The organism is Absicoccus porci (assembly GCF_003725415.1).
In the GTDB taxonomy this organism is placed as follows: domain Bacteria; phylum Bacillota_I; class Bacilli_A; order Erysipelotrichales; family Erysipelotrichaceae; genus Absicoccus; species Absicoccus porci.
The window spans coordinates 409,876-423,260 of the sequence record NZ_RJQC01000002.1 but is presented as its reverse complement, the minus strand read 5'-3'; the positions used below and the strand labels follow the sequence as shown (position 1 = coordinate 423,260).

The window sequence follows — 13,385 nt, the reverse complement described above, 5'->3', positions numbered from 1 at the left end:
TATGACATATGCATTTCTTCGATATTTTGTATTTATTTTATGTTTTGGTTTGAGTTTTTATGCCTTAAGTGGCGTTAAATTTGATAAATTTTGTTCGGTAAAAGAACCACGGAAAGCGGTTGTATTGCTTTTCTTGTTGTCGTTTGTGTTGGCTTATTTAGCAAGTGAAGCCGTCTTGCAATTGACAATATATAATGGATTTGGAGGATGATGAAGATGTTTGATCACTGGTATGCGATGGATTTTGGTGGCACCACATGCCGTTTCTTTGATTTTGTGAAAGAAGAGACGGTATCTTTTCCTGCTTGTATCGCAACCAAAGATGACCAAATTGTAGCCATTGGAAAAGAAGCCCTTTCCCATGCGTATACAGACACAATAAAATATCCTTTTGATCATGGTCAATTGTATACTTCAATCACACCGTTGGTAAAATCGGGATTGGAACAATTGGGAGCCAATCATAGTTTGTTGCATCCATCGGCACTGGTTGTGGCGCCAACCGATGCTACGGATGATCAATTGGATGTATGGCAAACGCAAATATTAGCGGCAGGCATACAAAAAATCTCATTTTTGAATGTCATGGATGCCCTTCAAACCGAAGAGCCAACCATGATCGTTCATGCAGGTCATACCTATACAGAAATTGGCATCTATGCCCATCAACAACAGTTTACCCATCAAACGATTTATTTTGCGGGTAAACAAATTGAAGAAGCAATCATGCAAGATATTCAAAAGAAATATGGATGTTTTATCACGGTTGAGGATGCCCATGCTTTAAAAGAAGCGGCAAGCAATGCGCTGTGGAAAGGAAAGAATGCTCGATTGCGTTGTAATGCCAAAAATGCGCAGGGACAGTATGGATTGATTGAGGTTCGTGCTTTGGATTTATGGCCTTGTATGAAAGGTGTCATAGATCAAATCATGTTGTGGTCGAAACAATGTTTAGAAAAAGTATCGGTCGATCTAAAAGAAAGCATTCATGAAAATGGCATTTTATTGAGTGGTGGTTTAGCCCGATGTTTTGGTCTTCGTCAAACGTTGGAACAAGCGTTGAATGATCCTGTCATTGTGACAAAAACACCGGAAATGGATTTACTTGAAAATATGAAAGGATGGAAATAATGTTGAACTGGAACATTATCATCATTCCTTTTTTGATTTCATGTGTGTTGACGCCGGTAATCAAAAAATATTCGATATGGGCCAAAGCCTATGCAAAAGAAAATAATCGAACGGTCCATCATGGCATTATTTCACGTATTGGTGGGATCGCGATTTATTGTGCTTTCTTAATTACGGTTACAATTACCATGGATCCCGATCAAGCGTTAATGGGAATCATCTATGGTGGAAGTATCATGTTTTTTACCGGATTGGTGGATGATTTGATCGATATTCGACCACCGGTTAAATTATTTTTTCAATTGATAGCTGCTATTGTTTTGATCATCAATGGCGTCAGTGTCGATGTGATTCATTTGCCATTTGGCATCGTGATCCATAATGAAATTATTTCCGTTTTATTTACGATCATTTGGGTAGCTGGTATTACCAATTCCATCAATTTAATTGATGGATTAGATGGTTTGGCTGGCGGTATGTCCGTGATCATGTTGGTTGTCATTGCTTCTATGGCATGGATGGAACGTCGTTTGGACGTAGCCATGCTCTCTTTTATCTTAGCTGCTAGTACCAGTGGCTTTTTGATTTATAATTCTCATCCGGCCAGTATCTTTATGGGCGATTGCGGATCCCTGTTCTTGGGATTTATGATTTCAGCGATTTCGTTATTAGGATTTAAAGGATCGACCATCGTCACTTTAGCATTACCAATGTTACTGTTGATGATTCCAATCATTGATACCCTTAGTGCAATTTTACGGCGTACGATTAAGGGCATGAAATTTATGCAAGCAGATAAAAGTCACATTCATCATTTGTTGATGGCACAATTTGGTCATACCAAAACTGTCATTATCATGTGTGGATTGACTGCTTTGTTTGGCATGTGTGCGTATGTGTATTTGTTTAACACCAAAATTGGCTTTGCGGTCATGTTGCTTTTACTACTAGGCGTAGAAATCTTTATTGAAAAGAGCGCCATGATTTCCGAACATTTTCATCCTTTGATGAGTTTATATGCGAAAATTCGTAAAAAAATGAAATTTTCTCATGAGTCTTCATGATATCTTCACTTTCCTTTGATTGAATGATTGTATGCAAGCAAAGGATTGGTTGATTTCTAAGCGCTATGATCGAATGGACGCATTATGGGAAGAAGCGCAGGCTCGTGAAAAACAAATGTTACAAAAATTATCACCGCAAGAGGCTTATGCCTATTTGGTTTCCAAATTAAATTGGTGTGATCGTAAACAAATTTCCAGTTGTCAGGAATTAGGCGTACATATTCGCAAAGGTGATATTTGTTTTGTGGAATATGGATCGGCATATTTATGTGAAATTGGTTATCAACATTTTGGTTTAATTTTGGCAATCGTGCATCATAAAGCGTTGATCGTTCCTATTAGTGGGAGTAAATCGGCGTATCAACATGCTGCGCATAAAAAACATGTGATGCGTTTAGGACGTGTGCCAGGAATGAATAAGGTTTCAGTATTGTATTTGAATGATGCGAAATGGATCAATACCGTACGTATCATTGATGTGAAAGCACATCTAGATACGGATTCTTCCTTGTTCATGGAAGTCGAAAAAAGAATCAAAGAAATGTTATAATGGGAACATGAAAATTATAGTGGCATGTTCGGGTGGACCGGACAGTATGGCTTTATTGGATCAATTACGAAAGAAGGACTATGCGATTTGTGTCGCACATGTGAATTATCATCAACGTCCCACCGCAAATCGGGATGAGAGGATCGTGAAAGAATATTGTGATCAATATCATTTGGAGTTTCGTTCTATAGCTCCACAATGGATACATCGCGGAAACTTTCAAGCATGGGCTCGACATGTTCGTTACGACTTCTTTTTTTCTTGTGCAAAAGAAATGGGAACAACGGATATTTATGTAGCGCATCAGCTGGATGATGTATTAGAAACGTACATTTTTCAAAAACAAAATCATCGGATTCCTCAGGTATATGGATTGGCTTCTATTTCGTATCAACATGGATTTCGAATTATTCGACCTTTATTACAGTATACAAAAATGGAATTGCGACAATATTGTGATGATAATTCCATTCCATATGGTATTGATGAATCCAATTTAACGGATCATTATACACGAAATGTCATTCGTCATCATGTTTTAGATGGATATACAAAAGAGCAGAAACAAGCTTTGCTGCAAGAAATCAACGAGCAAAATGAAAAGCTACAAAAAAAACGCTTGTGGGCCCAAAAACAAATTTCGTCTTTACATTGGTTAGATGATCCGGAAGCATGGTTTATTTTAGATGTGTATCTTTATGAACAAACGCATAAGCATTTTGCGAAAAAATTCTTAATGGATATGGTCAAACAACTTCATGGTCCGTGTGTAATTGATTTAGGAGCATATGAGTTGGAACGTTGGCAAGATCAGTTGTATTGTATGAAAAAAGAAATGATTCAACCCATGCATTTGAATCAAATCGAATATGGTGATTTTCAAGGATTTTCCCTGCGAACATCGGGAACCAAAATTGAGTCAGTCAATATAAAACCATCGGATTTTCCAATCACGATTCGGTTGGTACAACCGGGAGATCAAATCCATATGCGATTTGGTACGAAAAAGGTTTCGCGGTTTTTTGTGGATTGGAAGATCCCCCATTTGATACGAAAACGATGGTTGGTCATCGAAAATTGTCACAACCAGGTGATATTTGTACCAAAAATAGGATGTGACATAAATCATTATAGTGCCAAACCAAACGTGTTTATGGTACAATATACTCTACTTAAGGAGAATGCGAAATGATACAAGACGATGTCGCTAAAGTGTTAGTGAGTGAAGAAGAAATAGAAAAAAAGTGTAAAGAATTAGCCCAACAAATTGAAGCCGATTATCAGAAAAAAGGACAAGTACCTATTATTGTTGGATTGTTAAAGGGTAGTGTGCCTTTTATGGCTGAATTGATCAAATATTTTACGTTTGATTGCGAAATTGATTTTATGAAAGTTAGCTCGTATGAAGGAACACGTTCGATTGGAGATGTACGTATCGATATGGATATGACCCTTTCGACAAAAGGACGTCCAATCCTTTTGGTAGAAGATATCATCGATACAGGACGTACTTTAGTTTCAGTTAAAAAGATGTTTAAAAATAAAGGAGCAACCGATGTCAAAGTGGTTTCCTTATTGGATAAACCAAGTCGTCGTACCTTTGATATCAATGCGGATTATGTAGGTTTTTCGGTGCCTGATGAATTTGTTGTGGGTTATGGTTTAGACTATAATCAAAAATATCGAAATTTACCATATATTGGTGTATTGAAACCGGAAATCTACGAAGATTAAGGGGGGAGCATTATGAAACGAAATTGGCTTAATTATTTGCCAACGATTTTTGTTATTTGTATAATCGTCAGCCTATTGGCATACAATGTACAAGGCAATACCGTACAAATGAATTATACCCAATTTGAATCGTTGAGTAAGCATGCGACATTTGATGATTCGAACTTGGATATCAATGATACGGTGATTACTGTATCTGGTACATATGATGACACGCATAAAAAAGGACATGATCCTGTTGAATATAGTGTTATCGTTCCGAATACAGATGAAAATATCAATTGGTTAAAAGAAACGTTGTCCAAAGATGGTGGTAGCATTACCATCAACAATCCACATTCTGGAGATATTTGGGTCAATTTATTAGCACAATTTTTACCATTTTTGATCGTTGCGATTTTCTTCTATTACATGTTTAGTCGTATGGGTGGTGGCAGTTCGCAAAATAAAGCTTTTGAGTTTGCGAAGTCACGTGCCAATATGGAACAAAATGTAAAGACACGATTTAAAGATGTGGCAGGTTGCGAAGAAGAAAAAGAAGAAGTGAAAGAAATCATTGACTACTTGCGATCACCAAAGAAATTTACCGATATGGGTGCCCATATCCCAAAGGGTATTTTGATGGTTGGTCCTCCTGGAACTGGTAAAACCTTACTGGCTAAAGCGGTAGCAGGAGAAGCGAATGTTCCATTCTTCTCGATTTCTGGTTCAGATTTCGTAGAAATGTTTGTTGGTACAGGTGCAAGTCGTGTACGTGATATGTTCAAGAATGCACAAAAAGCCGCGCCATGTATTATCTTTATTGATGAGATCGATGCAGTAGGTCGTCAGCGTGGTGCTGGTATGGGCGGCGGCAATGACGAACGTGAACAGACATTGAACCAATTATTGGTAGAGATGGATGGTATGACAGATAATAGTGGTATTGTCGTTATCGCAGCTACGAACCGTCCAGATATTTTGGACCCTGCTTTGTTGCGTAGTGGTCGTTTTGATCGTCGTATTACCGTTACGTTACCAGATATCAGAGGTCGTGAAGAAATTTTAAAGGTACATGCACGCAATAAGAAATTAGCACCCGATGTATCTTTGCATAATTTAGCACAACGTTGTCCGGGTTTCTCTGGTGCGGATTTAGCCAATGTATTGAATGAAGGCGCTATTTTAGCGGTTCGTAATAAGGAACATCAAATTACGATGGATGATTTGGATGAAGCCATCGATCGTGTCATGATGGGTCCAGCGAAGAAATCAAAGAAATACAATGAAATGGATAAGAAATTAGTTGCTTATCATGAAGCCGGTCATGCGGTCATTGGTTTGAAGCTAGAGGATGCGGAAAAAGTACAAAAAGTTACGATCATTCCACGTGGTGAAGCCGGTGGTTATAACTTGATGACGCCAAAGGAAGAAAAATACTTCCATCGTAAGAGTGAATTATTAGCACAAATTACGGGTTTATTAGGTGGTCGTACAGCCGAAGAACTTGTGTATGGTGAAGTGAGTGCCGGTGCCGTTAATGATATCGAACAGTTGACCAAAATAGCTAAGAACATGGTTCGTGTGTATGGTATGTCTAGTTTAGGTCCTATCCAATATGCCGATCCACAAGGAAATGTTTTCTTAGGTCGTGATTATACGCAAGGTGGTTCCTATTCGGAAGGTGTTGCCGGCGAAATTGATAAAGAAGTTCGTGAAATCGTACATCAGTGTGAAGTTAAGTGTCGCAAGATTTTAACAGATAATCGAGATTTATTGGATTTGATCGCGAAGAATTTGTATGAACATGAGACTTTGACGAATGAAGAAATCATGAATTTGATGAATTATGGAGAATTGAAAAATCCAAATCAAAAAGTAGAAGAGCCATCTTTGCCTCCAGTTCCTGATCAAACAACCGAGAAACAAGAACCGGAAAAAGAAGAAAAAGAAGAAGATGAGCCAAAAGGCATTGATCAGAAAGATCTTGACGATGCTTTCAATGAACTCACAAAACGAAAAGATTAGACGCCTTCAGCGTCTTTTCTTTTATAGAAAGGAAAATATATGAAAGATCAATTATTAAAGGCATTGGTATGTCAAGGGCGAGTGCGCCTATATATCGCAAGAACAACGGATTTGGTGCAAGAAGCACGAGATCGTTTTGATTTATATCCTTGTGCATCCGCGGCATTAGGAAGAACTTTATCGGTTGGCACGATGATGGGTTCTATGTTGAAAAGTGATCAAGAAATGTTGACGATTACCATTAATGGGCATGGACCTATTGGTACAGTCATGGTCGATGCCTATGCGAATGGCAATGTACGTGGCTTTGTATCGAATCCCCATGTGCCAACGCAAAAGAATGAAAATGGACATTTGGATGTTGGTGGAGTTGTTGGTACCAATGGAACGTTGACTGTCACCAAAGATTTGCACATGGAAGAGAATTGGACAGGTACAGTCGCTTTACAATCGGGTGAGATTGGGGAAGATTTTGCGTATTATTTTACTTTAAGTGAGCAAATTCCTACGGCTGTCGATGTGGGTGTACTAGTGGCTCCGGATCATAATATTGTTTCGAGTGGCGCCATGATCATTCAAATGTTGCCAGATGCAACCGAAACGGATATTTCCATTTGTGAACATGTTCTTCAAGGACTAAAACCTATGTCACAAATTATGCAAGAATATGATGATTCAAGTTTGGAACAATTAGCTATCGACATGTTTGAAGATGTACAGATCCTTAGTACACAAGCTATTCAGTATTGGTGCCCTTGTTCGAAGGAAAGAATGGCACGTGCTTTATCGACCATTGCCGATCGTGATTTGGAAGCGATGATTCATGAAGATCATGGTGCAGAAGTTACTTGTAACTTCTGCAATGAAGTGTATCAATTCAGTGAACAAGAATTGGTGGATATTTTGGAGATGAAACATGCCACACGTAGTTAAGATTGGCAATGTAACTTTAGCGAACAATGTAGTCGTGGCTCCTATGGCGGGCATTTCCAATATTGCGTTTCGAAAAATTAGTAAAGCTTTGGGTGCGGGTTTGGTGTGCAATGAAATGGTCAGTGATAAGGCATTGTTTTATGGTTCGAAAAAAACAGAAGCAATGTGTATTAGCAATCCAGACGAGCATCCATTAAGCTTTCAACTATTTGGACATGATATTGAATCGGTTGTCTATGCGGGAAAATATCTCGATACACAAACGGATTGCGATATCATTGACTTTAATATGGGATGTCCTGTAAACAAGGTCATAAAAGCGCATGCAGGCTCGTATTTGATGAAAGACATAGATTATGCCAAAGAACTCATGGATGCGCTTGTACATGCTGTAAATAAGCCGGTAACGGTAAAAATGCGAATTGGTTTTGATCAAGAACATATCAATTGTGTAGAATTAGCGAAAGCCTTGGAATCTGTGGGTGTACAAGCTATCGCGGTTCATGGTCGTACACGATCGCAGATGTATGAAGGAAAAGCCAATTGGGACTATATCAAAGCGGTAAAAGAGGCGGTTTCCATACCAGTCATTGGGAATGGCGATGTGCGTAGTGTAAAGGATTACTGGGATATCCAGGATCAAACGGGTTGTGATGCAGTCATGATTGGTCGTGGTATTGTGGGAAATCCTTTTTTGATTCAAGATTGTGTCAATGGAAAAGAAAGCGAGCATTCCAATAAACAACGAATGGATATGTGTTGGCAACATGCCATGTTATTAGCAGCATATAAAGGTGAAAAAGTAGCCATAGGTGAAATGCGCGGATTGGCTAGTTGGTATTTTAAGGGATTACCCAATTCGCATGCATTTAAGGATCGTTGTTCGAAGATGCAGAGTTTAGATGATTTGTATGCCATTTTAGAAGCGTATGAAGGCTAAAAATAAGTTGAATGCGCTTACATGAAATTTTATTAAAAAAGGGGTTGCAGAAGGGGGATAGATTTGATAATATAACTGAGCACGCGAAAGCGTGACGATCTTTGAAAACTGAACAGGAAACCAAGAAACACGTCAATTTCGAAAAGGAAAAAAAGATGTCAGAGACATCGTAGAGCTAAATCAAATGAAGAGTTTGATCCTGGCTCAGGATGAACGCTGGCGGCATGCCTAATACATGCAAGTCGAACGGAGAAGGAAGGTGCTTGCATCTTCCGGATCAGTGGCGAACGGGTGAGTAACACGTAGGTAACCTGCCCATGTACCCGGGACAACGGTTGGAAACGACTGCTAAAACCGGATAGGCATATGGAAGGCATCTTCGATATGTTAAAGGGGCCACGGCCCTGGACATGGATGGACCTGCGGTGCATTAGCCAGTTGGTGAGGTAACGGCCCACCAAGGCGACGATGCATAGCCGACCTGAGAGGGCGAACGGCCACATTGGGACTGAGACACGGCCCAAACTCCTACGGGAGGCAGCAGTAGGGAATTTTCGTCAATGGGGGGAACCCTGAACGAGCAATGCCGCGTGAGTGAAGACGGTCTTCGGATTGTAAAGCTCTGTTGCGAGAGAAAAAGGACAGGAAGAGGGAATGCTTCCGGTTTGATGGTATCTCGCCAGAAAGTCACGGCTAACTACGTGCCAGCAGCCGCGGTAATACGTAGGTGGCGAGCGTTATCCGGAATGATTGGGCGTAAAGGGTACGTAGGCGGCCAGATAAGTCTGGTGTGAAAGGCTGCAGCTCAACTGCAGCACTGCACTGGAAACTGTCCGGCTGGAGTGCAGAAGAGGGCGATGGAACTCCATGTGTAGCGGTAAAATGCGTAGATATATGGAAGAACACCGGTGGCGAAGGCGGTCGCCTGGTCTGCAACTGACGCTGAAGTACGAAAGCGTGGGGAGCAAATAGGATTAGATACCCTAGTAGTCCACGCCGTAAACGATGAGAACTAGGTGTTGGGGGAATAACTCAGTGCCGCAGTCAACGCAATAAGTTCTCCGCCTGGGGAGTATGCACGCAAGTGTGAAACTCAAAGGAATTGACGGGGGCCCGCACAAGCGGTGGAGTATGTGGTTTAATTCGAAGCAACGCGAAGAACCTTACCAGGCCTTGACATCCCCTGCAAAGATGCAGAGATGTATCGGAGGCTATCAGGGAGACAGGTGGTGCATGGTTGTCGTCAGCTCGTGTCGTGAGATGTTGGGTTAAGTCCCGCAACGAGCGCAACCCTTGTGATATGTTACCAGTATCAAGTTAGGGACTCATATCAGACTGCCGGTGACAAACCGGAGGAAGGTGGGGATGACGTCAAATCATCATGCCCCTTATGGCCTGGGCCACACACGTACTACAATGGCGGATACAGAGGGCAGCGACAGGGCGACCTGGAGCGAATCCCGAAAAGTCCGTCCCAGTTCGGATTGGAGTCTGCAACCCGACTCCATGAAGTTGGAATCGCTAGTAATCGCGAATCAGCATGTCGCGGTGAATACGTTCTCGGGCCTTGTACACACCGCCCGTCAAACCATGGGAGTCAGTAATACCCGAAGCCGGTGGCATAACCTTAGGGAGTGAGCCGTCGAAGGTAGGACCGATGACTGGGGTTAAGTCGTAACAAGGTATCCCTACGGGAACGTGGGGATGGATCACCTCCTTTCTAAGGAGAAAGCAAGTGTACAGAGAGATGTGCGAAAAGGATTCCTGATCAGTTTTGAGAGATCGGAAGATTTCTCAGAGATGATCTTTGAAAATCGAACAACGAAGAAGACAACAGAAGGTCTATAACGTTTAGTGAAGAAGATTTCATAAACAGTAGTAGAACAGTTCTGAAGAATCTCGAAGAAAACACGAAGAGAACCAAGATCAAGCAAGGAAGGGCGTACGGCGAATGCCTGGCCACTCAATACTGAAGAAGGACGTGCCAAACTGCGAAAAGCGACGGGGAGCTGTTAGGGAGCGAAGATCCATCGATATCCGAATGGGGGAACCCGGCCGATAGAAGATCGGTCATCATATTCTGAATCCATAGGGATATGAGAGGTACGCGGGGAACTGAAACATCTAAGTACCCGCAGGAGAAGAAAATAAGAATGATTCCCTGAGTAGCGGCGAGCGAAAGGGGACCAGCCCAAACCGTCCCGAGGGACGGGGTTGAAGGACTGCCAAAGACGAATGGAGCATAGTGGAACGCGATTGGAAGCGCGGCCGAAGAGGGTGCAAGCCCCGTAGACGACATGCGAAAGGAAGCGGGCAGGATCCTGAGTACGGCGAGACACGAGGAATCTTGTCGGAAGCAGGCGGGACCATCCGCCAAGGCTAAATATAGTTGAGTGAGCGATAGTGGACCAGTACCGTGAGGGAAAGGTGAAAAGAACCGCGGGAGCGGAGTGAAAGAGAACCTGAAACCGTATGCCTACAAGAAGTCAGAGCCCGTTGAAGGGTGATGGCGTGCCTTTTGTAGAATGAACCGGCGAGTTGCGATGAGATGCGAGGTTAAGCGGGAAAACGCGGAGCCGCAGCGAAAGCGAGTCTGAATAGGGCGGAAGTAGAACATCGCAGACCCGAAACCGGGTGATCTAGCCATGAGCAGGTTGAAGTTCAGGTGAAACTGAATGGAGGACCGAACCGACCATCGTTGAAAAGCTGGCGGATGACTTGTGGCTAGGGGAGAAATTCCAATCGAACCCGGAGATAGCTGGTTCTCCCCGAAATAGCTTTAGGGCTAGCGTCGTGAAGAACCTGATCGGAGGTAGAGCACTGAATGAGTGATGGCCCCATCCCGGGGTACTGAACTCAATCAAACTCCGAATGCCGAACAGGATGCACGGCAGTCAGACCGTGAGTGATAAAGTCCATGGTCAAGAGGGAAACAGCCCAGATCGCCAGTTAAGGTCCCAAAATTCCGGCCAAGTGGAAAAGGAAGTGGGGATGCACAGACAACTAGGAGGTTGGCTCAGAAGCAGCCATCCTTGAAAGAGTGCGTAACAGCTCACTAGTCGAGTGACCCTGCGCCGAAAATGTACCGGGGCTAAGCCGGATACCGAAACTGCGGATATCGTAAAGATGTGGTAGGGGAGCGTTGCATGCAGGAAGAAGCCGTACCGAGAGGAGCGGTGGACCGCATGGAAGCGAGAATGCCGGTGTGAGTAGCGAGATGAAGGTGAGAATCCTTCACACCGAAAGCCCAAGGATTCCAGGGGAAGGTTCGTCCGCCCTGGGTAAGTCGGGACCTAACGCGAGGCCGAAAGGCGTAGCGGATGGAAAGCAGGCAGATATTCCTGCACCCGGATGTAGAGCGAAGGAGTGACGGAGACGGGAAGCATGACCCTCTTAACGGATTGAGGGCGAAGCGAGGTAGCGGATGACCAGGCAAATCCGGTCATCGGAACGTGAAGACGTGACAGGGAAGCGAAAGAGCGATCGAGTAGCGAAGACATGCGGACCGGCTTCCAGGAAAAGCTTCTAGCAATGTATGTCCGGCCCGTACCAAAACCGACACAGGTGGGCAGGGAGAGTATCCCGAGGTGAGCGAGAGAACTGTTGCCAAGGAACTCGGCAAAATGACTCCGTAAGTTAGCGAGAAGGAGTGCTCGAAAGAGCCGCAGTGAAGAGGCCCAAGCGACTGTTTAACTAAAACACAGCTCTCTGCGAAGCCGCAAGGCGAAGTATAGAGGGTGACACCTGCCCGGTGCTGGAAGGTTAAGAGGATCTGTGAATCGAAAGAGGAAGCAGTGAGTTGAAGCCCCAGTGAACGGCGGCCGTAACTATAACGGTCCTAAGGTAGCGAAATTCCTTGTCAGGTAAGTTCTGACCCGCACGAAAGGTGTAACGATTTGGGCGCTGTCTCGGCAGCAGACTCGGTGAAATCTTAGTACCTGTGAAAATGCAGGTTACCCGCAACTAGACGGAAAGACCCCATGGAGCTTTACTGCAGCTTGATATTGAACTTTGGTCGTAGACGTACAGGATAGGTGGGAGACAGAGAGACGTGTTCGCCAGAATACGAGGAGTCGCCGGTGGGATACCACTCTTGTGCGATCGGAGTTCTAACCCAGGTCCCTGAGCGGGACCGGGGACCGTGTCAGGCAGGCAGTTTGACTGGGGCGGTCGCCTCCCAAAGAGTAACGGAGGCGCCCAAAGGTACGCTCAGATTGGATGGAAACCAATCGTCGAGTGCAAATGCAGAAGCGTGCTTGACTGTGAGACAAACAGGTCGAACAGGGACGAAAGTCGGGATTAGTGATCCGGCGGTGCCGAATGGAAGGGCCGTCGCTCAACGGATAAAAGCTACCCTGGGGATAACAGGCTGATCTCGCCCAAGAGTTCACATCGACGGCGAGGTTTGGCACCTCGATGTCGGCTCATCGCATCCTGGAGCTGGATTCGGTTCCAAGGGTTGGGCTGTCCGCCCATTAAAGCGGTACGCGAGCTGGGTTCAGAACGTCGTGAGACAGTTCGGTCCCTATCTGTTGTGGGCGTTGGAGATCTGAGGAGAGCTGTCCTCAGTACGAGAGGACCGGGATGGACCTGCCGCTGGTGCACCGGTTGTTCCGCCAGGAGCACAGCCGGGTAGCTAAGCAGGGAAAGGATAAGCGCTGAAAGCATCTAAGCACGAAGCCTACTCCAAGATGAGATCTCCCAAGAAGTAAGACCCCTTAAAGACGATAAGGTAGATAGGCCAGGGATGGAAGTACAGCGATGTACGGAGTTGACTGGTACTAATCGGTCGAGGACTTGATCTGAGAAGAGTCGGAAGCGTTGTTCGATTTTGAGAGAGCATCTCTCAAAGGATCCGGTAGCGATAGCGGAGTGGATACACCTGTTGACATCCCGAACACAGAAGTTAAGCACTCCCGCGGCGAAGATAGTTGGGCCTGCCCCTGCGAACATAGCACGCTGCCGGGTCCTTTTTTTTTGAAATTCATAAAGAAATAAAGCCCTTTCAATATTTCAAAAACATATC

The 13,385-nt window shown here is 43.9% G+C and carries 9 protein-coding genes and 3 rRNA genes; all 12 read left to right on the top strand.

Translation table 11 applies throughout. The features are described 5' to 3' along the window. Position 1 precedes the first annotated feature (1 nt). The 12 genes from EDX97_RS06885 (at position 2) to rrf (ending at position 13,327) form a co-directional block, all read left to right on the top strand. Positions 2-211: a DUF1146 family protein gene (locus EDX97_RS06885; protein ID WP_128520420.1), complete on the top strand. Its 210-nt coding sequence runs from the start codon at positions 2-4 to the stop codon at positions 209-211. A 5-nt stretch (positions 212-216) separates the two neighbouring features. After that, entirely contained in the window at positions 217-1,131 is a 915-nt protein-coding gene (locus EDX97_RS06880; protein ID WP_183164301.1) for a rod shape-determining protein, read from the top strand. After that, a complete protein-coding gene (locus EDX97_RS06875) occupies positions 1,131-2,195 on the top strand; it encodes an MraY family glycosyltransferase (protein ID WP_128520418.1) in 1,065 nt (354 codons plus the stop codon). The genes EDX97_RS06880 and EDX97_RS06875 overlap by 1 nt, the downstream gene beginning before the upstream one ends. A gap of 31 nt (positions 2,196-2,226) precedes the next feature. Next, positions 2,227-2,745, top strand: a complete 519-nt coding sequence (locus EDX97_RS06870; RefSeq protein WP_128520417.1) for a hypothetical protein — start codon at positions 2,227-2,229, stop codon at positions 2,743-2,745. A gap of 7 nt (positions 2,746-2,752) precedes the next feature. Then, the gene (tilS, locus tag EDX97_RS06865; protein ID WP_128520416.1) at positions 2,753-3,937 is read left to right on the top strand and encodes a tRNA lysidine(34) synthetase TilS; all 1,185 of its coding nucleotides are present in this window, start codon (positions 2,753-2,755) and stop codon (positions 3,935-3,937) included. Further along, positions 3,934-4,479, top strand: a complete 546-nt coding sequence (gene hpt / locus EDX97_RS06860) for a hypoxanthine phosphoribosyltransferase (RefSeq protein ID WP_420534972.1) — start codon at positions 3,934-3,936, stop codon at positions 4,477-4,479. Before tilS ends, hpt begins: the two co-directional genes overlap by 4 nt. Before the next feature lie 12 nt (positions 4,480-4,491). Next, the gene (ftsH, locus tag EDX97_RS06855) at positions 4,492-6,486 is read left to right on the top strand and encodes an ATP-dependent zinc metalloprotease FtsH (protein ID WP_128520415.1); all 1,995 of its coding nucleotides are present in this window, start codon (positions 4,492-4,494) and stop codon (positions 6,484-6,486) included. Positions 6,487-6,525: 39 nt separating this feature from the next. Then, on the top strand, positions 6,526-7,419 hold the full coding sequence (hslO, locus tag EDX97_RS06850) for an Hsp33 family molecular chaperone HslO (RefSeq protein WP_128520414.1): 894 nt from the start codon (positions 6,526-6,528) through the stop codon (positions 7,417-7,419). Next, on the top strand, positions 7,403-8,359 hold the full coding sequence (gene dusB, locus EDX97_RS06845) for a tRNA dihydrouridine synthase DusB (RefSeq protein ID WP_128520413.1): 957 nt from the start codon (positions 7,403-7,405) through the stop codon (positions 8,357-8,359). Before hslO ends, dusB begins: the two co-directional genes overlap by 17 nt. Before the next feature lie 181 nt (positions 8,360-8,540). Then, positions 8,541-10,079: ribosomal RNA gene (locus EDX97_RS06840) — 16S ribosomal RNA — on the top strand. Positions 10,080-10,283: 204 nt separating this feature from the next. Continuing rightward, positions 10,284-13,164 (top strand): 23S ribosomal RNA (locus EDX97_RS06835). 49 nt (positions 13,165-13,213) lie between these two features. Then, positions 13,214-13,327: ribosomal RNA gene (rrf, locus tag EDX97_RS06830) — 5S ribosomal RNA — on the top strand. Together the 16S, 23S and 5S rRNA genes form the textbook arrangement of a ribosomal RNA operon. Positions 13,328-13,385 lie beyond the last annotated feature (58 nt).